General features: G+C 47.3%; 22 protein-coding genes. 17 read left to right on the top strand and 5 right to left on the bottom strand.

Going from position 1 to position 22,239, the window contains the following annotated elements:
* Position 1 precedes the first annotated feature (1 nt).
* The 12 genes from rfbB (at position 2) to TCARDRAFT_RS01165 (ending at position 15,791) form a co-directional block, all read left to right on the top strand.
* Positions 2-1,066: a dTDP-glucose 4,6-dehydratase gene (gene rfbB, locus TCARDRAFT_RS01220; protein ID WP_007288177.1), complete on the top strand. Its 1,065-nt coding sequence runs from the start codon at positions 2-4 to the stop codon at positions 1,064-1,066.
* 30 nt (positions 1,067-1,096) lie between these two features.
* Positions 1,097-1,981, top strand: coding sequence for a glucose-1-phosphate thymidylyltransferase RfbA (gene rfbA / locus TCARDRAFT_RS01215; RefSeq protein WP_007288176.1), 885 nt, complete (start codon positions 1,097-1,099; stop codon positions 1,979-1,981).
* Positions 1,978-2,538 carry a dTDP-4-dehydrorhamnose 3,5-epimerase gene (rfbC, locus tag TCARDRAFT_RS01210; protein ID WP_007288175.1) on the top strand — a complete coding sequence of 187 codons (561 nt, stop codon included), beginning with the start codon at positions 1,978-1,980 and terminating at the stop codon, positions 2,536-2,538. The genes rfbA and rfbC overlap by 4 nt, the downstream gene beginning before the upstream one ends.
* Before the next feature lie 49 nt (positions 2,539-2,587).
* The gene (locus TCARDRAFT_RS01205) at positions 2,588-3,406 is read left to right on the top strand and encodes an ABC transporter permease (RefSeq protein ID WP_007288174.1); all 819 of its coding nucleotides are present in this window, start codon (positions 2,588-2,590) and stop codon (positions 3,404-3,406) included.
* Positions 3,396-4,730 carry an ABC transporter ATP-binding protein gene (locus TCARDRAFT_RS01200; protein WP_007288173.1) on the top strand — a complete coding sequence of 445 codons (1,335 nt, stop codon included), beginning with the start codon at positions 3,396-3,398 and terminating at the stop codon, positions 4,728-4,730. Before TCARDRAFT_RS01205 ends, TCARDRAFT_RS01200 begins: the two co-directional genes overlap by 11 nt.
* Positions 4,723-6,198 carry a hypothetical protein gene (locus TCARDRAFT_RS01195; protein WP_007288172.1) on the top strand — a complete coding sequence of 492 codons (1,476 nt, stop codon included), beginning with the start codon at positions 4,723-4,725 and terminating at the stop codon, positions 6,196-6,198. The genes TCARDRAFT_RS01200 and TCARDRAFT_RS01195 overlap by 8 nt, the downstream gene beginning before the upstream one ends.
* 2 nt (positions 6,199-6,200) lie before the next feature.
* Positions 6,201-8,948, top strand: a complete 2,748-nt coding sequence (locus tag TCARDRAFT_RS01190) for a glycosyltransferase (RefSeq protein ID WP_007288171.1) — start codon at positions 6,201-6,203, stop codon at positions 8,946-8,948.
* A 20-nt stretch (positions 8,949-8,968) separates the two neighbouring features.
* The gene (locus TCARDRAFT_RS01185) at positions 8,969-10,393 is read left to right on the top strand and encodes a glycosyltransferase (protein ID WP_007288170.1); all 1,425 of its coding nucleotides are present in this window, start codon (positions 8,969-8,971) and stop codon (positions 10,391-10,393) included.
* Positions 10,390-12,345 carry a glycosyltransferase family 2 protein gene (locus TCARDRAFT_RS01180; protein WP_007288169.1) on the top strand — a complete coding sequence of 652 codons (1,956 nt, stop codon included), beginning with the start codon at positions 10,390-10,392 and terminating at the stop codon, positions 12,343-12,345. Before TCARDRAFT_RS01185 ends, TCARDRAFT_RS01180 begins: the two co-directional genes overlap by 4 nt.
* A 323-nt stretch (positions 12,346-12,668) precedes the next feature.
* On the top strand, positions 12,669-13,592 hold the full coding sequence (locus TCARDRAFT_RS01175; RefSeq protein ID WP_007288168.1) for an NAD-dependent epimerase/dehydratase family protein: 924 nt from the start codon (positions 12,669-12,671) through the stop codon (positions 13,590-13,592).
* A gap of 33 nt (positions 13,593-13,625) precedes the next feature.
* Positions 13,626-14,543: a glycosyltransferase gene (locus TCARDRAFT_RS01170; RefSeq protein WP_007288167.1), complete on the top strand. Its 918-nt coding sequence runs from the start codon at positions 13,626-13,628 to the stop codon at positions 14,541-14,543.
* 108 nt (positions 14,544-14,651) lie between these two features.
* Complete coding sequence (locus tag TCARDRAFT_RS01165; protein ID WP_007288166.1) at positions 14,652-15,791, top strand: glycosyltransferase family 4 protein; 1,140 nt, start codon at positions 14,652-14,654, stop codon at positions 15,789-15,791.
* Positions 15,792-15,872: 81 nt separating this feature from the next.
* Here TCARDRAFT_RS01165 and TCARDRAFT_RS01160 read toward each other — a convergent pair whose 3' ends face one another.
* The 4 genes from TCARDRAFT_RS01160 to TCARDRAFT_RS01145 all read right to left on the bottom strand — a co-directional run bounded on the left by TCARDRAFT_RS01160 (position 15,873) and on the right by TCARDRAFT_RS01145 (position 17,448).
* The gene (locus tag TCARDRAFT_RS01160) at positions 15,873-16,292 is read right to left on the bottom strand and encodes a PIN domain-containing protein (RefSeq protein ID WP_007288165.1); all 420 of its coding nucleotides are present in this window, start codon (positions 16,290-16,292) and stop codon (positions 15,873-15,875) included.
* Positions 16,264-16,536 (bottom strand): AbrB/MazE/SpoVT family DNA-binding domain-containing protein, encoded by a 273-nt coding sequence (locus tag TCARDRAFT_RS01155; protein ID WP_007288164.1) that lies wholly within the window; start codon positions 16,534-16,536, stop codon positions 16,264-16,266. Before TCARDRAFT_RS01155 ends, TCARDRAFT_RS01160 begins: the two co-directional genes overlap by 29 nt.
* 424 nt (positions 16,537-16,960) lie before the next feature.
* On the bottom strand, positions 16,961-17,269 hold the full coding sequence (locus tag TCARDRAFT_RS01150) for a type II toxin-antitoxin system PemK/MazF family toxin (RefSeq protein WP_007288252.1): 309 nt from the start codon (positions 17,267-17,269) through the stop codon (positions 16,961-16,963).
* Positions 17,254-17,448, bottom strand: a complete 195-nt coding sequence (locus tag TCARDRAFT_RS01145; RefSeq protein WP_040682883.1) for a DUF2281 domain-containing protein — start codon at positions 17,446-17,448, stop codon at positions 17,254-17,256. The genes TCARDRAFT_RS01150 and TCARDRAFT_RS01145 overlap by 16 nt, the downstream gene beginning before the upstream one ends.
* Before the next feature lie 331 nt (positions 17,449-17,779).
* Between TCARDRAFT_RS01145 and TCARDRAFT_RS01140 the strand changes: the two genes are divergently transcribed.
* From TCARDRAFT_RS01140 to TCARDRAFT_RS01120, 5 genes are all read left to right on the top strand, one after another.
* Entirely contained in the window at positions 17,780-19,180 is a 1,401-nt protein-coding gene (locus TCARDRAFT_RS01140) for an ISLre2 family transposase (protein WP_007288163.1), read from the top strand.
* Between the two features lie 144 nt (positions 19,181-19,324).
* Complete coding sequence (locus TCARDRAFT_RS01135; protein WP_007288162.1) at positions 19,325-19,738, top strand: nucleotidyltransferase substrate binding protein; 414 nt, start codon at positions 19,325-19,327, stop codon at positions 19,736-19,738.
* A complete protein-coding gene (locus tag TCARDRAFT_RS01130) occupies positions 19,728-20,054 on the top strand; it encodes a nucleotidyltransferase family protein (protein ID WP_007288161.1) in 327 nt (108 codons plus the stop codon). Before TCARDRAFT_RS01135 ends, TCARDRAFT_RS01130 begins: the two co-directional genes overlap by 11 nt.
* A gap of 243 nt (positions 20,055-20,297) precedes the next feature.
* Positions 20,298-20,747: a type VII toxin-antitoxin system MntA family adenylyltransferase antitoxin gene (gene mntA / locus TCARDRAFT_RS01125; protein WP_007288160.1), complete on the top strand. Its 450-nt coding sequence runs from the start codon at positions 20,298-20,300 to the stop codon at positions 20,745-20,747.
* Positions 20,740-20,919 (top strand): hypothetical protein, encoded by a 180-nt coding sequence (locus tag TCARDRAFT_RS01120; RefSeq protein WP_007288159.1) that lies wholly within the window; start codon positions 20,740-20,742, stop codon positions 20,917-20,919. The genes mntA and TCARDRAFT_RS01120 overlap by 8 nt, the downstream gene beginning before the upstream one ends.
* Positions 20,920-21,101: 182 nt before the next feature.
* Here TCARDRAFT_RS01120 and TCARDRAFT_RS15175 read toward each other — a convergent pair whose 3' ends face one another.
* A complete protein-coding gene (locus TCARDRAFT_RS15175) occupies positions 21,102-22,220 on the bottom strand; it encodes an RNA-guided endonuclease InsQ/TnpB family protein (protein ID WP_007288158.1) in 1,119 nt (372 codons plus the stop codon).
* Positions 22,221-22,239 lie beyond the last annotated feature (19 nt).

Below are 22,239 nucleotides of genomic sequence, written 5' to 3'. Positions count from 1 at the left end.
GATGAAGACTATATTCGTGACGGGTGGCGCCGGCTTTATTGGTACCAACTTCGTCCGCCATATGCTTAGCACATATCAAGATACGACCATTATCAATCTGGACAAGCTCACCTATGCAGGCAACCTGGACTCACTCGCCGATGTTTTAAATAACCCCAGGCACATATTTGTTAAAGGTGGCATCGAAGACCGCTCATTGGTCGAATATCTTCTCGCGCAATACCGCCCTCAAGCGGTCGTAAACTTTGCTGCTGAATCCCATGTCGATCGGTCTATCGACGGCCCGGCAGCCTTTATCCAGACCAATATCGTGGGTACTTTTCAATTGCTCGAAGCAGTCCGCGCCTACTGGCAGGCCTTGGCGGAAGTAGAAAAAGAAAATTTTCGCTTTCTCCATGTCTCCACTGACGAGGTTTACGGTTCGCTGGGTCCGGAAGGCTATTTCACCGAGGCTACACCGTATGCCCCGAACTCACCCTACTCAGCCTCCAAGGCCGCGTCCGATCACTTAGTTCGCGCTTGGCATCATACATATGGGTTGCCTGTTCTTACCACTAACTGTTCCAATAATTACGGTCCGTATCAATTCCCCGAAAAGCTTATTCCCCTCATGATCCTCAACGCCCTCGACGGCAAGCCGCTGCCTGTTTATGGTGACGGGCGGAACGTGCGCGATTGGCTGTATGTTCTCGACCACTGCCGGGCGATTGACACCGTCCTGCGCTACGGCCGTCCCGGCGAAACGTATAATATCGGCGGAAATAACGAAAAGGCCAACATCGAAGTCGTTGAAACTATCTGTGATATTCTGGATGAAATGCAGCCCAGACCGGACGGCTCGTCATACCGCACACAGATAACCTTTGTTCAGGACCGGCCTGGCCACGATCGTCGTTATGCCATTGACGCGTCGAAAATAAAACGTGAACTTGGCTGGCAACCGCAAGAAACATTTGCCACCGGCATCCGTAAGACGGTTGAGTGGTATTTGGCTAACCGCGCCTGGTGTGACCGCGTTACTGACGGCAGCTACCGCCGTGAACGGTTAGGGCTTGGTCTTAAATAGAGCGATAAAACCAACGATGCGAGGTGTCCCATGACCAGAAAAGGCATAATCTTAGCCGGCGGCTCCGGTACCCGGCTGTACCCCTTGACGCGGGCGGTGAGCAAGCAGCTCATGCCCGTCTACGATAAGCCGATGATATATTACCCCCTGACTACCCTTATGCTTGCCGGCATACGCGATATTTTGGTCATAACTACCCCTAATGACAACCATTTGTTTCGCGAACTGTTAGGTGACGGCAGCCAGTGGGGGATAAATATCAACTACGCCGTTCAGCCTTATCCGGGTGGTCTGGCCCAAGCCTTCATTATTGGCCGTGAATTTGTCGGCCGTGATAACTGCTCGCTCATATTAGGTGATAACATTTTCTACGGCCACAGCCTTACCGGGCACCTGCGCCGGGCAGCTGCCCAGAAAGACGGTGCTACCGTCTTTGCCTACTGGGTAGCCGACCCCGAGCGTTACGGAGTGGTCGAGTTTGATCAGGACGGCAAGGCGGTCAGCATTGAGGAAAAACCGAAAAATCCAAAATCCAACTATGCTGTCACCGGTCTGTACTTCTACGACAATGACGTGGTTGATATCGCCGCTAACCTAAAGCCATCAGAGCGGGGCGAGCTGGAGATCACCGATGTAAATCGGGTATATTTGGAAAAAGGTATGCTTAATGTCGAGATTCTTGGCCGCGGCTATGCCTGGCTGGACACGGGAACCCACGAGTCGCTTTTAGAAGCGGCCAATTTTATCGAGACCATCCAGAAACGGCAGGGCCTCATGGTCGCCTGCCCAGAAGAAATCGCCTACCGCATGGGCTATATCAGTGCCGACGAGCTTGCCGCTCTGGCCGACCCGCTCAAGAAAAACGGCTACGGGCAATACCTCTTAAATATACTTAACGGAGGCGGGCAACTGTGAAAGTGATTGAGACTAAATTGTCTGGCGTACTTCTCATTGAGCCCGACGTATACGGCGACAACCGTGGCTATTTTCTTGAAACCTGGAATGCCGCACGGTATAGAGAGTACGGCCTGCCGGAAAAGTTCGTCCAGGACAACCTGTCCTTTTCCCGCCGGGGCGTGCTACGGGGCTTGCACTTTCAAAACCCCAACCCCCAAGGCAAACTGGTCTACGTCATCCAGGGCGAGGTATTTGACGTAGCGGTAGATATCCGGCCTGGGTCGCCTACCTTTGGCCAGTGGGTAGGGGTGACGCTGTCGTCTGATAACAAGCGCCAGCTCTACATTCCGGAAGGCTTTGCCCACGGTTTTTGCGTCCTGAGCGATACAGCTCTTTTTGCGTACAAATGTACTGATTTTTACAACCCTCAGGCCGAAGGCGGCATTATCTGGAATGACTTCGATATCGGCATTGCTTGGCCGGTGAGTGAGCCTATTATAAGTGACAAAGATAAAGCAAATCCCCGCCTGCGCGATATCCCGTCGGATAAGCTGGCAGGGTACAATATCGGCTAAACAGAACGAATTAAAGAAAAAACTCGTTTAATATAGAGGTGCTTTTTTGATGCAGCAGTTTTCCATCTCCCCACGGGAAATGATACTCAGCCTATGGCGCAACCGAGGTCTAATCAATACGCTTGTTAAACGGGAAGTGGCTGGCCGTTATCGCGGGTCGATGATGGGCAGTTTGTGGTCGTTTTTTAATCCAGTATTTATGCTCGCTGTTTATACTTTTGTATTCAGTGTGGTGTTCAAGGCCCGCTGGAATTCTGGCAGCGATTCTAAAGCAGAATTTGCTCTCGTCTTGTTTGTTGGCCTGATGGTTTTCAACTTGTTTGCCGAATGTGTCAACCGGGCGCCAGGCTTGGTACTTAGTAATGTGAACTATGTTAAAAAAGTAGTCTTTCCCCTGGAGATTCTGCCATGGGTCGCTATGGGTTCGGCCCTTTTTCATATGTCCATTAGTTTAGGCGTATGGTTCATTTTTTATGTGTTATTGTTTGGCATACCGCCGGTTACCATTCTGCTGTTTCCCTTGGTGCTGCTTCCGCTGATCATGCTAACCGTGGGGCTCTCCTGGTTACTTGCTTCGTTAGGGGTTTACGTAAGAGACGTAGCACAACTTATCGGTATTTTTACTAATACACTCATGTTTCTTTCACCTATTTTCTATCCGACTTCTGCATTGCCAGCAGAATATCAGCCGTTATTGCTCTTAAACCCCATTACGCCGGTGGTGGAGCAGGCCAGAGACGTCCTTATCTGGGGCAAGGCGTCGGAATGGACGTTATTTGTAATTTATCTTATTTTCACAACTTTCGTCGCCTGGCTTGGTTTTGCCTGGTTCCAGAAGACGCGAAAGGGGTTTGCCGATGTCCTCTGATATTGCTATTCGTGTCACCAATCTTAGCAAGTGTTACCAGATTTACGACAAGCCGCAGGACAGACTAAAACAATTCATATTGCCGCGTTTGCAGCGCCTTGCCGGGCGGCAGCCTAAGCAATATTACCGCGAGTTCTGGGCGCTCAAAGACGTGTCGTTTGAGGTAAAAAAAGGCGAAACTATCGGCATCATCGGGCGTAATGGGTCGGGCAAATCGACGTTGCTGCAGCTTATATGCGGTACTCTTACCCCGACAAGCGGCACGGTGGAGACCAATGGCCGTATTGCGGCGCTTCTTGAGCTAGGCTCCGGCTTCAACCCGGAGTTCACAGGGCGCGAGAATGTATACATGAACGGCGCGCTTCTCGGCCTCAGCCAAGAGGAAATCGATGCCCGCTTCGACGACATCGCTGCTTTCGCTGATATCGGCGATTTTATCGAACAGCCGGTGAAGACCTATTCGAGCGGTATGTTTGCACGCTTAGCATTTGCGGTTGCAGTACATGTTGATCCTCAAATATTGATTGTCGATGAAGCTTTAAGTGTTGGAGATGGCTGGTTTCAGCACAAAAGTATGGCAAGGATGCGTAAACTAATGGAAGGCGGCACAACCGTTCTTTTTGTTTCGCATTCAATTGATGCAGTAAGGTCACTTTGCCAGCGCGCAGTATGGCTTGAAAATGGTGCTGTAAAACTGATTGGTGATTCAAACGATATAACTAACCGGTACATGAATGATGTATTCATTGAACACAACCGTTTAGTTATGGCTTCGATAAGTGAATTTTCAAAAAATGAAACCGAAAACTTAGAAATGCTCTCAGCATCGGATGACCAAGAAGATGATAATGCTGTTCTGCCATCAATTAATCTTGATAATTACAATATTGTAACTGTTCGTGATGTATCAGTCCTTAATAGCCATGGATTAGTAACAGATAAAATTAGGCAGGGAGAACCTTTTTCCATATCTATTAGTTTGTTAGTGAATTCCACAATCCGTGACTTGAGTGTTGGGATATTGATTAAGGATCAATTTGGCCTTGAACTTACTGGAGAAAGCATATTTAATAAGTACAGAAAAGGTTTGAATTGTAAACCCGGTGATCAGATCAAGGTAATATTTAGGTCAAAAATGATCTTGCGAGGCGGGCAAAGTTATTCTGTTGCGGTTCGGCTGAATAAAGTGTCGAAGTGGGACAGATCCGATAATATTTTGCTTTTTTGTAATGAGATTGCTGCTGTTTTCGATGTAGTTGCCGACTCGGACGGTCCGATGTGGTTCAAATTTAAACAAGATTTTGAGGTTGATATTCATGGATAAATGGTATCTATACTGTGATCCTGACAGCAAGGAAATACTTGAGAGTTCAGCTCCCAAAGCATTTCTGGTAGGAAGCGATTTCGGCTATGGTAATTTTGGTGACATTCTCCAATTAAAAGGAACAATTCGGCTGCATAACAGTATTGGCAGTTTTATACCTATACCTGTATTCGCCGTTGAATCTATTAGTGATCAAAACTTTATCCTTTATGCAAAGAGGGTATATGGGGTTTCTTGTATATTATTTGTTTCGCAGAAACCTTTAGATTTTTCAGAGTCAGGACTTTATATTGAGAAAGCTCTGAATTTTAGAGCGGTTGAATTAATGCACTTATACGGCGGCGGATTTTTAAACGGAAAATGGGGTGATTATGTTCTTTCATTAACAGAGTTTCTAATCAATTCATTAAAAATACCAGCTTATGTTATATCAGGGCAGCAAGTTGATTCCATATTTTCTGAAAGAGTAGCAAAGCACATTGTTACTTTTAAACCGCTCATGGTAGGCGTAAGAGATGAGTTATCTCGTCAAAATTTGGCCAATAATGGTATTGCCGCCTCATTCTCTTTTGATGACGCATATGAAGAGTTGAAAAAACTTGCGTCTGGATTTGATGTTGATGTTAGTCGCGGGTTGTTGTTACATTTAAATCTTTCGACATATACCGGAAACGATAATCAGCTTTCTTTACTGTGTGATCACCTAAATAAGCTAACTACCACTGAGGCTGCAAAAGGCGGCGTGACTGTTATTAATGCGTTTAATGACAAACGGCACTTTGTCGTTGATACTCTTTCTTCGATAAAGGAACTGGAAAAACAGTTCCCTTTTGGTGACTATCGCGTTCTCGACGGCGCTTTTTTAGCTTACTGCGGCAAACCTTGTAATAAGAAGCGGATTTCTGCGTTAATGGCTTATTCATGTTCATACCATGTTACGCTGTTTATGCATTTACTGGGCGTGCCATGTTGGCTAAATAGTAATAACGACTATTACAGCCAGAAGTGCCTTGCGCTAGACATCAAACAAAGTTTTGAAGAATTCTTAGTAAATCCTGTGCTGCCAGATTATGAATGGAAAGTAGCCGCCAGAAAGCGCTGGCTTGAAGGGGTGGTTAACTGCATTCAAGGGTTGGTTTCTAAACGTAGAGAGATAACAGCTATCCTTGATTATGATCCTGTTGGGTTTTCACATAAATTTGTTTATAAGAGCAATGAAATAGCTTCTATTCATGATGTTGAGTGGCATAAAAACAATGCAACAAAGTACTGGGAAGAAGCCAGTCATTTTAAGTGGAGGCTTGCACTGGCGGAACAAGATATTGCTTGCAAAGAACAAGAGATCGCCAGCCTCAAGCAGGCCGTGGAAGAACGTGATGCGCAGATCGCAGCGGTTCTGTCTTCACGATCATGGCGGCTTACCAAGCCGTTGCGAGTATTGCGAAAGCTAGTTATGGGGGACTTTTGATTATGACACTTTTTTCTACATCTCTCTTTGCGAATTTCTCAGCAGGTACTTACACTTATATTCCAACTCAGTTTAAGGTAAATCGTGGCCTATTTCAGGAAATGGGGCTTACGTTAACTGGAGTTTGTTCCAGTGGCCGGCAGCTATGGATATTCGGTGATTATGATTTTGAAGTCCCTGATGATTGTTCGGTAACTTGGTTCGATTTCCCTGCTGAACGGTATTTGGGCCGTGAGCGGTTTGTGCCCCTAATGGTGGATAGCTGGGCAACAACGGTGGACGACCTTTATTTGCGAGGCTCGGCGCAGCCATGCGTTTTTCTGCTAACATCTGAGTATCTTTCGTGTCTCGTCGATCCCAGACCTGTGCTGCTGGCACTCAAGAAGCTTTCTTTGCACAATAGGTCTTCTGCAGTTGTGATTTATACCCCGGAACAGAAGGGTGTCAGATATTGGACAGAGGATGAATTTAAAACCTTTTTGCTAGCTAGTGGCTTTGAACTGACTGAACTCAGCCGAAAGCCATCAGGGATAGTTTTCAGCTGTAGCGTGTCGCCATTAGGTTATCAGCGTTACCTTGAGAGCTTAGGCTTACTGCACTCTGCTCTGCAAGCTGACTTTTTGCTGGTTACAACCGAAGATGCATCATTAAAGCCAACGGGCGGGATTGGTACATACGTTGCCAACATCAAGCGCTTTAATGACAGGTGTGTAACTCTATTTTGCGATCTCGATCCGTCAGTTGAAGCAAAAGATGGCCGAACGATATTAGTTCGATCAGTTATCGAGCATTTGTCATGGGAGCAGATGATTGACGGTCCTGGTTTGATTGAAGCAATTAAAGTCGTTCTCTTTACTTTACCGAACTTACGGATCTGCGAGTTTCAGGACTATCTATCTCTTGGGTTTAGGATTGTTCAGGCCAAGAAGACCGGGGTTCTTCCACAAAGTTTGTGGCTGCGAGTGTTCCTGCATGGTTCAGTGGATTACATCAAATTCGGAGAGCAGGATGAAAAAGCCTCAAATTATACAGTTGATGAATTGAAAATAACTATAAAAGACAACTATACTTTTAAGAATGTCGATGAGTGCTGGGTGCCATCCAATTACTTGGCGCAATTGTTGCAGAATGAGTTTGGCCACGAGGTGCATAATCTAACCATTCGAAGATTGCCTTTTGATTTGAGCCTTTTGCCAGAGGTGTCGCCTGTCAAATTTGGTCAGATCCGAAAAATTATATTTATTGGGAAATACATGCAATTAAAGGGGTGGCCGGATTTCCTCGATGCAATCTTCCTGCTTTACGGGCGATCGGCGTTGGACGGCATTCAAGAAATTATATCTGTTGGACCAGGCAGTCCAAGCGATGAGGATATTCATAGACTTGGTAAAATAAAGGCCTATAGATGGTTGAGATTTAATCATTCGGACTTCATAAAGTTTGTAATCGATAATCGCCAGGATGCCTTGTTTGTAGTGCCCTCGCGCGGAGAAAGCTACTCTTATGTAGTGCTTGAGCAATTGCTTTTATCGACCCGTTTTGTTGCCTATAATACCGGCGGTGCCATTGAGGTGGTTGATGATGAGCAGTATGTGAAGCGATTTTTTTCAAATCCGTCGCCAGAAGCTTTAGCCCAAAAAATCGAGGAGATAATTACATTACCTGTGGATAGCTACGAAGATATTGTTTACGAAAAGTCGGTACGAATTCTCAAGCGACAGCATGAAGTCAATAATACATACAAAGTGACATCTCCTGCTACCTTTACCTTAAGCCAATTGGAATGGGACTGGGCAGCAGCGACAGATATTACGATTTCGACACCTGTGTACAACACACCACTTCATTATCTTCGTGACTTGTTTAAATCCATTTTGGGATCGCAATTAAGACCCAAGGAATGGATTCTTATCGATGATGGCTCTAATAATTCGTACCATCAGGAATTGCTTCGCTTCGTTGAAGATTGTAACTCCGTCCTTCCCACGCGAGTCATAAGGCAGGAGAATAAAGGCCTTGCCGGCGCCAGAAACTGTGGTTTATATGCGTCGCAATCGAAATACACCTTCATGATTGATTCCGATGATGTATTGCTGCCTCAAACTTTAAGCGATGCCTTCGTTGCGATGCAGGTTGATAATTCTCTTATCGCAGCTACTGGTTTTGCGATCTACTTTTCTGAGCTTGCTGATCTGCCAGACGATTTATCTCCAATGCGTTATGGGTGGTATTGGAAACCCATCGGTGTACCTGAGGCTCGTGCTTTATCGCTTTACGAAAACCAGTTTATTTCAGCTAATGTTTTCATAGATACTGATAGGGTTCGTGCCGTGGGCGGTTGGGATCAGAGTGATCGCTCTACGTGGGAGGATTGGGCATTTTATACCAAAATGGCATGGTTAGGGAACCGTTTTAGCTTAATTCCTTCTCCAGGCTATTTGTATAGAAACACTCCTGGTAGCATGTCGAAAACTTACAACCGCTATTTTGGCCGTAGAAGGTTGATCCGTAACATTCCAGTATTGTCGCGTCTTGATGCTAATGTGATTCTAAGCCTCATTCACGCATCGCCTGGTCACCCGGATTCGGTCACAACCATACAGTTCAACAGCAGCGAAGTCTTATTTCCTAAAGAGATTGAACTTATATCTCTTGTCAGAACGATCAGGGGTAAAAAAGTGTGGCGACTTCTCTTGAAATTTTCATATTGGGTGTACTCTCTTTTAAAGCTTATAGGTAAAAATAGATAAGTTCTTTGCGGAGGGAAAAGTTGACTAATTCGAAGTGGTTTATTTATTTCGTTCGTTATCTTTATCACCGAATTCCGCTTCCTATACGTGTCAAATGGCGCATTCGTGAGATTGTTTCTCAATTTTTGAAAGTGTTCTTAAGCAGCATCCATGGTCGATCTTTTTGGGATGTACTACGGCAATTGTACGTTGCAGTCAGAAGACGACCGGTCTGGAGCGCTAGTGACGATTTATCTTTGGTGCAGTTGGTTCAGGATTTAAGCGTTCATTGTGCTATCTATGGGCCAGTAGGTCATGTAATTGCTCTGCCTTTGTTAAGTACAGGTGGCGCTGAGCTTGTTGCGCTTAATTTTGCGCAGGCGATACGCGAAATAGAACCGGACCGATCGGTTGTCATTTTGGTAGCGGATCAGAATGTAGTGAATAACCGCATCGAACTGCCGTCCGGGGTCAAATTGGTAGTGCTGGATCGTTACCTGGGGGGGGATTTAGGCTACCATCGCAAGCGTGCGTTGATGAAAAATCTTCTGTTAGCTTTACGCCCCAATGTTTTTCATAACATTAACAGTGAAGTCGCCTGGAGGTTGATCTTGGACGAAGGCGGTCGTATACGCAATTTTACCAAGATATTTGCCAGTATTTTTGCCTTCCAATTCGATCCGGGTGGTAAAAAGATTGGCTATGCTGCGTATTTCCTTCAACCAGGTTTGCCTTATTTAAGTGGTTTGCTTAGTGACAACCGTCGTTTTCTGAACGACGCGATTCGGGAGTATGCACTCGATGAGGCTAGCCAGCGGAAATTGAGGGTCGTCTACAATCCGTGTCGGATACTTGATGAGACGACTATTAGCCGATCTAGAGCCTTTATCCGGACACTTGCTGCACGCTCTCCTGGCCGACGGTTGCGTGTGCTGTGGGCGGGGCGGCTAGATGCAGAGAAGCGGGTGGACTTGCTGCTTGAAATAATACGTCACTGTTCATTCGCAGATTTCGTTGTTTTCGGTCACTGTGTTGTTGATGAAGAAAAAACTCTGCCGGTATTACCAAATCTTATTTACCGGGGACCGTTTTCGAATCCTCGGGAACTGATTACCGATAGTGATTTCGACGGTTTCATCTTTACCTCGCGGTGGGAGGGAATGCCTAACATAATTCTGGAAGTCGGTGCACTTGGTATTCCGGTAATTGCTCCGATGGTCGGTGGTGTTGGCGAATTGATCTATGAGAATACTGGCTACCCGCTTCCAGAGCGGCCGGACGTGGCTGATTATGAGTCCGCGTTGCGCCAAATTGCAGCAAATCCTGAAGACGCAGCACGCCGTGCCGAGGCGCTACTGAATCTCATTGAAACCCGTCATGCTTGGAACGTGTTCGTCAAGAGTGTAAAGGAGATTCCATTATATTTTTCCACTGTGGACGGATCTCGGGAGGAGGCACTCGGATGATTCCTATTTCCCCCCCAAAGGTATCTGTAATCATCCCCTGCTATAACCAAGGAAAATATTTGTATGAATCAGTCTCTTCGGCTCTGCTGGCGTATAGTGGACCATTGGAGATCATTGTTATCGACGACGGCAGCTCGGATCCCAAAATGCCATATTACCTCAACCAGGTTGCAATGCTTTCCGATTTTATTCGGGTTGTTCGACAGTCAAACCGTGGACTATCTGGAGCACGGAATGTAGGTATTGAGATGGCGACTGGGGATTTTATTCAGTTCCTTGACGCTGACGATTTACTGATTCCAGGAAAACTAGATGCCCAGGTGGCGCATATGATAGTTGCCCGCGATCTTGATGTGTCCGTGTGCAATTTTCTTATCTGCGATGAGACATGTAGTCATTTTTACAAGCCGGACGAAGCAATTGCGCGTTTCGATCTCTCGCTGGAGGATTTCCTCTACCGGTGGGAAAGGGGCTTCTCTATTCCAATCCATTGCGCGCTTTTTCGCGCCAGCGTGTTCGCGGAAACTTGCTTTGACAATGAGGTGCGCGCCAAGGAGGATTGGGTCTTTTGGTGTTCCCTTGCTATCAAAGGCAAAAGGATGGCTTATTTGCCAGGCCATTATGCGATTTATCGCCAACATGAAAATAGTATGCGTCGTTCTGTAGTTAGTATGGGAAAGAACTGGCTAAATGCTGCTCTCAAAATTGATTCCATGGTACATAAGATGGAACCGCTATTTTTCGATTCGGCAGTGTCATGGTTCGAGCAGTACTACCGAGGCCATCCTGAATATCGGAAGGAAATCTCCAGATTGCAGGCCGAGGTGCCATCATCCCAGCCAACGGGGCTATCAGCAGGTCCCCTGAACGTAGATTCTGATCTTTCGGATCAGCTGCTTGCGAGGCTTGGCTTTCTGGGTACGATAGTTGAATCTCCGTTGCTAACTGTCATTATTCCGATCTATAACCATTTTGACTATCTTGAGGAATGCTTGAATTCGCTTGCTAATCAGGGATTGACGGACATTGAGGTTATCTGTATTGATGACGCTTCGCCCGATATGCGGGTGAAGGCACTCTTGCGGTCTCTTGAAGGGAAGCTATCAAGACTACGGATTATCATAAATGAACAGAATCGCGGTGTTTCTGTCACGCAAAATGTGGCCGTTGAACTTTCCCGAGGCGAGTACATAGCCTTTCTTGATTGTGATGATGCACTGCCGCCTGGTGCGCTTGCACGGGTGAGGGAAGAAATTATACGGCATCCTGAAGCAGATTACTTCTTTACAGACCGCCTGGATGTCGACGAGTCTGGCAAGGTGCTTCGCGTTGCCAAATACGGGGGCTATGACCAAATCCGGCCACGGGGCCCCGAACATATTCGGAGCGATCTACTCGATGGCATGATCGCCTCGCACTTAAAGGTGATCCGTCGGCACGCCTATATTGCCGTAGGAGGATGTGACGAGGAATTGTCGGGGGTTCAAGACTGGGAACTGGCTTTGAAAATTGCGGAAATCGGCACATTTGTGTATATCCCAGAGCCGCTTTATCGGCATAGAATTCACTTAAAGTCGGTGACCAAGTCGGCTCGGGTCGAGCAGTTCCGTAAGACAAACATAGTTCGCCGGCGATTCATTCGGCGTTGGCTCGTCCCGACTGACTACCAGCCGCTTGAGCGCGCCGAACTACAAAAACTTATCCAAAGCGGGAGAGCTGGGGCCTTTAGAGTGTTCAAAGTAAGGGAGAGCTTGCCGTCTCTGGCTGATCTCAAGGAGTGTCAGTCGCGTGGGCAAGCATGCGTGTTTGATTTGCGTGGTTCGGTGCCGATTGACGTGATCAATTTTGTTCGCGAGTACAACTCATACGTGGATCTCATCTTATGGGACGATCCAGCCACCGCAGCGGCGTTAATCGGATATTTGTGGGGAGATGTGCTTTGGAGACAATGATATTGCCTGGCTATTTGGACTGCGAAGTCATCATTGTCACTTACAATACCGAGAATTTGCCGGCTACGTGTGTCGCGTCAATGCTTTCAATGACATTGGGTGCGTAATTGTCTGTATAAGTAGTGAAGTTAAAAGAGCGGTGAATTAAATAGGTAAAAAAGGTCAATGTATCTTAAGCAGGTTTAGGTCAAAAAGTGTGAATTGAAATAATTTACTCCATAGATGGGTTAAGGCATTTGAACATCTTTTTCTGCTAGTGCGGGGAATAGCGGCAGCACGGATTAGGTTTAGTGTATTGGGCTTGCAAAAAAGGAGCTGATGTAATGAAGATATTGGTTACTGGCGGGGCCGGATTCATTGGTTCCCATACGGTTGATAAGTTAATACATGAGGGTTGTCAGGTGACGGTTGTGGACGATCTTAGCACCGGCCGACGGGAAAACGTCAATGCTCAGGCTACATTTATCGAAATGGATGTGTGCAGTCCAGTATTGTTTGAACTGTTTGCAAATGTTAAGTTTGATGGGGTTGTCCACCTGGCGGCGCAGACGTCGGTACCGGTATCGATGGACAAGCCAGATTTTGATTGTCGAGTCAATGTACTGGGAACAGTGAATGTACTGGAAGTCTGTCGTCGTTTTGGGGTGCGTCGGGTAGTGCTGGCTTCGTCGGCAGCGGTTTATGGCGATGGAGTAGCCGTGCCGGTAAGGGAAGACGCTAAGATGGCTCCTGCGTCTGTTTACGGTTTGAGCAAGTTGACGGCAGAAACATATTTGTCCATGTACACGCGGTTGTTCGGTCTTGAAGGCGTGGTACTGCGATATGCCAATGTCTATGGTGAGCGTCAGGGCGACGGTGGAGAAGGTGGTGTTGTTAGCATTTTTACCAGCCGGATGGCTCGCGGTGAAGCATTGACAGTGTATGGCGACGGTTACCAGACGCGAGACTTTGTGTATGCAGGCGATGTGGCTAATGCCAATTGGCTGGCGTTGATTACGCCTGATGTCAACGGGGTATTTAATGTTGGTACGGCTAGTGAGACAAGTGTTAACGATTTGATACAGTTATTGACTGATGTAGCTGGACGGACAGTTGACATACAGTACTGTACGCCACGTCACGGTGATATATATCGATCGGCGCTGGATAACCGACTGGCTAGGGAAAAGCTTTGTTGGCAACCTCAGATTCCGCTTAGAGAAGGTTTGGCACGGACTTGGGACTGGATTGGACAGATTCAGAGTTAGAGGGATTATTGCTAGGATAAAGGTGTGGCTTCAATGTTTAAAGCCTTATCACTTATCATTCCCACTCTAAATGCCGGCAGCAACTTTGAATTGTTGTTGCAGTCAATAAAGAAACAAAGTATAGTTCCTCATGAAGTCATTGTAATCGACTCAGAATCTGATGATGCAACTCCCCAAGTTGCGCTGAAATATGGGTGTAGCGTTATTTCGATACGGCGCAAGGACTTTAACCATGGGGCTACCAGGCAGTTTGGCGTGGAACGATCAGGCGCTGATATAGTTGTTTTTTTAACACAGGACACAATATTAGCGTCTGCCAGTTCCTTAAAAAATATTATTGACTGCTTTAATGATCCGACCGTCGGCGCCGCTTACGGACGCCAGCTGCCCCACCTCCATTCTTCGCCCATTGGCGCCCATGCCCGGCTGTTTAATTATCCGCCGGAGAGCAGGATAAAAACGATGGGCGACGCCGCGGAATTAGGGATAAAAACTGCTTTCATCTCAAATTCCTTTGCCGCCTACCGGCGGGCGGCGCTGCAAGAAGTTGGCGGCTTTCCCGCTAATGTTATTCTTAGCGAGGATACCTATGTGGCCGCGAAAATGCTGCTGGCTGGGTGGAAGGTCTACTACTCCGCCGACGCGCAGGTTTATCATTCGCATGACTATACTGTCTGGCAGGAGTTTAAGCGCTACTTTGATATAGGCGTTTTTCATGGCCGTGAGTCTTGGCTTCGCGAAGCCTTTGGGCAGGCTGAGGGCGAGGGCTTTAGGTATGTTTGTTCCGAGCTGAGGTATTTATGGGTGAGCGGCAAACGCTTCATACCAAAAGCTTGTTTGCAAAATCTCGCCAAGCTGGTGGGCTATAAACTGGGGCTGCACGAAAAGCTTCTTCCTCGCTGGGTGAAAAAAAGGCTGAGTGCTAACAAACAATACTGGGCTCAGGCTTGACTTATTATAAATTAAAAGACGGCATTAGTGACGCCGTCTTTTGCTTTTTTTAGTATAATATGGAATAGTAGTGGACTGTGCTAATGGCTTACCTAATTGCATGTATGCATGATCATGTCAGGCTATCAGGAAGCGGGGGCGACCAATACCGGGGCGGAGCTGCAGGCGGCCACTCTTATCAGGCACCTGCGCCAGAACGGCTGCCAGGTGACGGTGATCGCCAAGAAACACACCTGGCGCAGTCCCTGGCAGGAAATGATTGATGGGGTAGAGGTGTACCGGGTGGGACCGCCGGGGCTGCGTCGCCTGATGGCGGCCGCCATTTTGTGGCGGCAGCGGCGCAAGTTTGATATTGTCCATGTGCATGGCCAGGATGGACTGGGGGTAGCGGCCATTACCTTGGCACAGTTGTTGGGCTTGCCTTCGCTACTAAAAGTTACCATGGCCGGGCGGGTGTTTGTGCGTACTGCCTGGGACAAGCCTTTTCCCCGGTCTTGGCGTATATTTCGCCGCCTATCCAATCTGCTGGCCCGCCGGGCAACGGCGTATATCGCTATCAGCCAGCAGATTGCCGAGGAATTGCCCCGGGCCGGGTATCACCGGGAACGGATTGTGCGCCTGCCTAATGGGGTAGACACCAACCGCTTTCATCCTGTAACGGATGAGAAACGAATAAGATTGCGGCGCGATTTGGGTTTGCCGGAAAAGGCGAAAATCGTGCTGTTTGCCAGCCGGCTTATTCCCCGCAAAGGGTTTGATTTGCTGTTGGCCGCGTGGCCGGATATTAAATCCAGGCATGCCAATGCCCACCTGGTAGTGGTGGGCGGGGGTCCAGCGGCGGCGGTCGGGGCGCTGCAGCGGCTTAATGAAGCCACCCCCGGCGCGGTTACTTATATTGGTGAAGTTGCTGACACCGCGCCGTATCTTCAGTGCGCCGATGTCTTTGTTTTTCCCTCGCGCGGCGAAGGTCTTCCCAACGCCTTACTGGAAGCCATGGCCTGCGGCTGTGCGTGTGCCGCCTCCGACCTGGAAGGCTGTCAGGAACTATTAGACAGTGGGCGGTGCGGCGTATTATTCACTAGAAACGACGCCGCTGCGCTGACCGCCGCGGTATGCGCCCTGTTGGCTGAACCGGTGCGGGCGCAAGCTTTGGGGCAGGCGGCGGCGCAACGGGCTGCCAGCGATTTTGATATTACGGTAGTCGCCCGGCGCGTCATGGCACTGTATGAGGCGTTAGCACGACGGTGATTTTCTGCTCTAGCGTTAAGCGTAGGCGGGCTCAGGCTTGACTTGTTTTTTAAATTGACTTATTTTGCTGCATTGGCCGGCTTATGGAGTAACGCGGGTAATCCCGGGTATCCGGGTGAAGTGGTGGTCAAAAGTGCATATGGTTGTGTAGCCCCATTCCAACATCCTGGCAGCGATCAGGGCATCTGACCATTTAATGTTCCTCCCCCCAAAAAGGTCTAAGGAAGTGTGGACTACGCTGGCTTCGATGCCGAGAGGGAGTACGCCGGGCAGGTTAAACCAGTCTCTGACGGTAGCAACTATTTCTTCCTTAGGAACTTTCATTCCGGATAATACATAGATAACATCGGAAATCACAGGCTCAGGCACCAAAAGGACTATCTCACCGGCTTCGGCTCTTTGCAGGAGGTTAAAGACCTTACTAGCCTGGTCCGGGACATCATTTAAAACCGCCCGCAGGATGATATTGGCATCAATAACCAAGTTCTTTACGCCGGTCACTTTCCATGTTCTCCCTCAGTTCATAAGCATTAACGATCTTTTCTGTATTTGCGTATTTCTGTAGCCGTCCGATCACTTGGGCGGCAGTCGTTGGCCTTTCAACAACAACGACACCGTCATATCTTACCCGAAAGCGGACTTTGCCGCCATTGGGCACACCTAAATAGTCGCGGACTGGCTTGGGGATAGTGACTTGTCCTTTTTCGGTAACAGTAGCCCATGCATCATATTCTACCGGCACCATTTTGCTTACCTCCAACCATAATTCCTTACATATTATTATAAAGTAATGAAAAAAATGCCGTCAAGGCAAGGGGTCAGGCTTGACTTATATGAAAAAATGACTTGTTTTTGCGTAAAATACATACTTGCCAGCACGAAACCGTGGTACTGAGCCAGTGATAAGAAAAAACTAGTTTAATCTGCTAATATCACTTACTTTGCTGCATTGGCCGGCTACGGAGTAATGCGGGTAATCCCGGGTATCCGGGTGATCAAAAGTGCATTAAAAAAGACGGCGCGAGCAGCGCCGTCTTTTTTGGTATAATAAGAATAAAAGAGTAAGCCAGCGAGGTGGCTGTATGTATTATTCGGATGATACCGATATTCGTTGGAAGCAGCGATATCAGAATTTTGCCAAAGCGGCCACCAAGCTGACCTTGCTCATTTCACTTTTCAGACTTTATAATGTTGATAATTCGCCCGACTACTTCCCGCATTTTAGAACGCGTTAATGAGCCAATACGATATAAAATAATATTATGATCAGCGGTAAATAAACGGTTTGGCCGGATATTGCTGCTTCTGTTAAGTTTGCCATCGCGCATGTCTTGATCGGCAAAAGCTATGGCATAATCATCGCTAACATTCTGACTGGTAATTTGACATAGGATTAAATCATCACCTTTAAGCGAAGCGACTACCAATGCAGGCCGACGTTTTGCCTGAGTTACATCACCTTTTACAAATCGGCCCATGCGTCATCTTCCTCTTGCCGTAGCCAATCTTTTGCCAAAGCACTTTCGCTTAACAGGGCTGAAGAAAACTTTTCTTGGGCAGTTTTTGCCTTTAGGAAACGGATAAAATCCAATACTTCGGCTAGGATTGGTTCAGATACATTTTCTAATTCCTTAAGTAAAATTTCTTTATGCAGCATTTACCGTCACTCCTACCGTTTAATAATTTGGAGATACCGTTATATTTTGATTAATATTATTATATCATACTGCAGCCCAAAATCGAAAATCGCAGGCGTTTTGACGCAAGACATATGTGCGGTACCAGATTGAACGGCGGGCCGGAGCAGCTAGAGGCCGCCGGTAAAGCCGGTATCCCGCAACGCCTTGTTCCGGGACGCAAAGAGATCTTAGCATATGAAAGTTAGTGTAAAATTACTGTAGGATTTTTGAGGAAGAAAAAAGAAGAAGACATCACCATCCTTCGACGGGATGAGTAATCCAAAAAGATTACCCAGGGGTGATGTCTTCATGTCAGTATTTATTCGATATATCAAAGAAATTATCCTTTCGAAGTTGGAAGAAGACGAGAAAGAATTTGAGCGTTTATTGTATGAGATGGATTTTCAGAATTTTGAGCGGCTGTTACAAAATAAACTACATGACGTAGGGCGCACAATCATCAAGGCGGTTTTAGAAAAAATGGACCAACTGATCAAACAAGATAAGACGCTTCGTCCTGGCTGGGTAGTTTGCCGAAAAGATGACGTTAAAGAAGTAGTAACCTGTTTTGGGCCTGTAAGCTATGCCAGAACCTACTACCGACATAAGGAAACAGGGCAATACGCATATTTAGTTGATGAACAAGCAGGTTACGCGCCGCATATGCGATTAGACCCAACGGTCAAGGCAAAACTGATCGAGCATGCAGCCGAAATGTCTTACCGCAAAAGCGCCGAAAAAGTAGGAGCGGCATGTGGCGGGGTAGCATTAAGCGGGCAGACAGTCTTGCGGGCAGTTCGCGAATTCAAAGAGCCCGAGCTGCCGGTACAAGAGCGTAAAGTAGTGCCAAGACTCTACATAGAAGCAGATGAAGACCATGTAGCCTGCCAGCATGGGCGGGCGTTGGAATCCCGGCTGGTTTATATACATGAGGGCTGGGAAGAAAAAGACGGAAGACGGTCACTAAAAAATCCGGTATATCTAAGCGGTATGGATAAAGAAGCAGATGAATTTTGGGAAAAAGTATGGGACGAAGTAAACAAGCGCTATGACCTTGATCGTATCGAAAAGATCTATGTAATAGGTGATGGTGCAGCATGGATTAAGTGTGCTCAGCTTGTTTTTCCGAAGGCAGAATTTATTCTAGATAAGTTCCACTTAATGAAGTACATTCGGCGAGCGTTAGGCGGAAACAAAGAACTTAACAAGACCCTAATAGGAGCATTGCGATTTGGCAACTTTGAAAAAGCGCAAGAAGTCATTGAAAAGCTATTAAAAAGGGCGACAACGGCAAGTCGGAAACAGGCAATTATACAATCCTGGGGCTACATTCGAAGCAACTGGGAAGGGATAACCAGAATATACAGTTACAAAGAGATAAAATGCAGTGCAGAAGGGCATATCAGTCATGTATTATCGGCGCGCATGAGCAGCCGGCCGATGGGGTGGAGCCGAGAAGGCGCCAAGCATATGGCATACATACGCGTATGTCAGGCAAATGGTCAGTCAGTAGCCGAGGAATATCTAAGACAACAACAAGTAAATTACAAAATTGAGATAATGACAACAAGCCCGGCAGAAACTGTAGAAGTTGAACGGCAAAAGAAAACAAAAGCAACCTGTGAAACACATGACAATATTCCTGTATTAAAGGGGCCGAAAAACTTCTTATATAAGGCCTTGCGGGAGCTTTCGCTTGCCTATGCTTAATATTATGTTAACTCATCCGCGATGGTATGTCTTCTAAAAAATCCTACAATGTCTTGACACTATCGCATATGAAAAGACGGCGCGAGCAGCGCCGTCTTTTTTGGTATAATAAAGATAAAAGAGTGATGCCAGCGAGGTGGCTGTATGTATTATTCGGATGATACCGATATTCGTTGGAAGCAGCGATACCAGAATTTTGCCAAAGCGGTAGCCCAACTGACCGAATTCGTGGAAAAAGGCGAGCTAAATAAGTTTGAAGTACAAGGCCTGATCCAGTGTTTTGAATATACCTTTGAACTTGCTTGGAAAACGGCGAAAGATTATCTGGAGGCCCAGGGATTTGTAGTAAAAAGTCCCAGGCAGGCAATCCAGACGGCCTATCAGTACGGCCTTATCGCCGATGGTCACACTTGGATTGACGCTCTCGAAAAACGCAATCTCATGGCGCATACGTATAATGAAGACTTAGCCCAAGAAATGCAGGGGTTAATTTGTGAAAAATATTATCCAGTCATAAAAGGGCTATACCAAACGATGGCGAGGTTATATGGAGACTAAAAAATGCTTTGGTTTGACCGATGCGGATATAGCCTATATCGTGTCGATAATCGATGACTTTCCCGAGATAAAAAAAGCGGCCATTTTCGGCTCGCGGGCCAAGGGAAACTACAAACCAGGTTCAGATGTGGATATTGCCGTTTATGGCGAGGACATATCCTTAACAACATTGGCGCGGCTGCATTATCGTTTGGAAGAGGAAAGTCCTTTGCCGTATTTTTTTGATATTGTGGATTATACCCATTTAAAACATCAGCCACTGAAAGAACATATTGAGCGGGTTGGGAAAGTAATCTTTGAGCGGGGTCAGGCTTGACTTATTTGAAAAATTGACTTATTTGCCTGCCCAGGGGAGGGTCATCACGCAAACAGTCGCGGGAGGTTGGTTAGGGATGGGCAAGGCCGTTGCTTGGGAACGGATATTGGCTATGGTCAAAAAAATAGTGATCGACAGCTTTGCCGGCCAACCGGCGCGCATTTATTTATTTGGCTCTTGAGGGCTAAGGCGAGAGAGGAAGGGATATTGTGGCGAGAGTATTGAAAAGGGGGAGGGAGCGCTATGGCCGGACATTCGGTAGAGCGGGTCGGGGCTTGCGAGGTCAGGGGAAAAATTTTGCCGCTGTGCCAAGCGCGGCCAGCAATTGCCGCCGTATTTTTATTCGGTTCGTATGGGACCGATTATCAGACGCGGTTTAGTGATATCGACCTCGGGGTGCTCTTTTTTCCTGACGGTATTCCCAATCTGCGGGGCGAAATGGAGCTGGCTGGCGCGTTTTCCAGCGCCCTTGGCCGTGATGATGTCGATCTGGTGATTATGAACAAGGCGCCGCTGCCGCTGCGTTATCGGATTGTCGCCGAAGGCGAGATTGTTTACGAAAAAGATTATGTTTATACCAGCGATTTTTTGGCGGCAACTTATAAATATTTCCTCGATTATAATATTGACTACCGGATGTTTATGGCTGAATACAGTCGTTCACTAAAGGAGGCATACAAGGCTAATGGTTGACCGGGATATTATTTGCAACCGGATAAGTTATATCGAAGACAACATCCGGCAGCTCAATGAGCTGGCGAAGTTACCGGAAGCGGAGTTTCTCAGCCGCTTTTATAAGGAAGGTATAAGCGATATCCAGGCATTTGTCAAGGCTATTGTTGCCTATATGGATGAAAACTCATGAAGGGCAGGCTTGAGCAAAGACGGCATTGGAATAATATAAAAGTGACATCCTCCCCTCAATAAATTGAGGGGCATCCCAACGTGGGATGGCGATTGACCAATCGCAGGTTAGCCAGCATTCCCCGGTCGACCCGGATCATCACCTTGGCCTTAAGGGGTGCCACACTCCCATTTCTCCTAGGGTCATGCCCCAAGAGCATTGAGCGCTTTGGCGGCAATGTTTAAGGCACCAACTCTGTCCGCATCGGATTGGTAGCCACATTTGATACATTTGAACCAACCCTGCGTTTTGCGGTTGTAGCGGGAAACATTCCCGCACTTCGGACAAGTCTTGGAAGTCTCTTTGGGGTCAACGTAGAAAACCAGCACTCCGGCAAGGGCGGCTTTGTACTCGATAAAAGATGCCAATTCTTTGAAATTCCAGCCGGACAGCATCCGGTTGAACTTCTTTGAACCTCTGACCCGCTCGCGGATACCGGTTAGCTGTTCCAGCGCGATGGCTTTACCTTCATCCTTCGCTATCTGCACAATGCGCTTAGAAATGCAGTGGTTGATATAGCGCATCCACCTGCGCTCATGACCAGCTTCTTTCTTCATGCGGGAAAGCCGGCCTGTCTGCTGTAGCGCTTTGCGCCGCTCTGCCCAATGTTCTTTGCGCCACCTTATCGGGCGACCGTCAAAAAAGATATTGCTTGACAGTACGGCCAATTTTACTATCCCAAAGTCGACCCCTATTACGCCGCTTGGCTCTTTAAAACTTGGTTCATATATAAGAGATATAGAAACGTACCATTCGCCGCCTTTATCACGCCAGATTTCCATAGACCCCTGGCGGCAAGAACCTCTTGCCAAATCTACGAGCTTTCTGACGTGATATAAAGAAGCGGCAATAGGTACGGCTATCTGGCTTCTGCCGGAAGAGACGGGAAATTTAATAACCCACGTCCCGGAAGGGAGCTGGTGGAGAGAGTAGCAGTCCTGCCGCACCATTACCGGAACCATTGTCTCAAACTTAGGCAGGCTGGCCTTTTTACCCCTTTGCTTGCGGGAAAGGTAGGAGCGCCTGGCAGACAAGGCTTTAAGCATGGCGCACTGGAGCGTACCTCGATTTAGGTCGAATAATCCCGAAGCCTGCTTATAAGTTTCACGGTTTAAAACTGCCCGGCTGGCAGTATTGAGTGCTTCGGCCTGGGCCAGGAACCAGGAGCACGCCTGGTGGTAGATCTCCAGCATCCGGATCATTTTCTCCAGCTTACCTTTGTTGGGAGACAGGAGTTTCATTTTAAGAGTTATAGTTTGCATTTAATATCTCCTCCGGTTT

This window comes from Thermosinus carboxydivorans Nor1 (genome assembly GCF_000169155.1).
GTDB classification, from domain to species: domain Bacteria; phylum Bacillota; class Negativicutes; order Sporomusales; family Thermosinaceae; genus Thermosinus; species Thermosinus carboxydivorans.
Note: the sequence above shows the minus strand (reverse complement) of the source record. Positions and strands in the feature narration are given on the sequence as shown.